The organism is Vibrio sp. S12_S33 (assembly GCF_963889785.1).
GTDB classification, from domain to species: Bacteria; Pseudomonadota; Gammaproteobacteria; order Enterobacterales; family Vibrionaceae; genus Vibrio; species Vibrio aestuarianus.
On sequence record NZ_CAWPQZ010000297.1, the window covers coordinates 1 to 336 of the forward strand.

A 336-nucleotide genomic window follows, 5' to 3' on the forward strand; every position below is an offset into this window, starting at 1 on the left:
AACGTATGGTGATGACCAATATCGCCCTTGCTAAATTGACGAATAATGCCATGCACGCGCTGTACTACAATGCCATCACGCAGCATCTCTAACTGCGCCGGTTTGTCCACCAGCTGCACAGCTTTGAGGGTTGATTGACGACTCGCCAGTTTTATCTCGTAGCGAAAACCGTAACAGGTTTGACCGTTATCTAAGGGCTTATCCGACAGCGATTCGACCCCTTGATATTCACGCACCACTAAGGTGTCGTCTGCCAACCCATCCACTTTGAGCCTAAAACTTAACGTCGCCATTTATCTTCCCTTCCACATTTGAATGTCGAAAAACCTTAAGCTC

At 47.6% G+C, this 336-nt stretch carries 1 pseudogene; it reads right to left on the reverse strand.

Annotation, left to right across the window (positions count from 1 at the left end):
• A pseudogene (locus AACW06_RS20240) lies at positions 1–293 on the reverse strand (type VI secretion system tip protein VgrG); the annotation flags it as partial.
• Positions 294–336 lie beyond the last annotated feature (43 nt).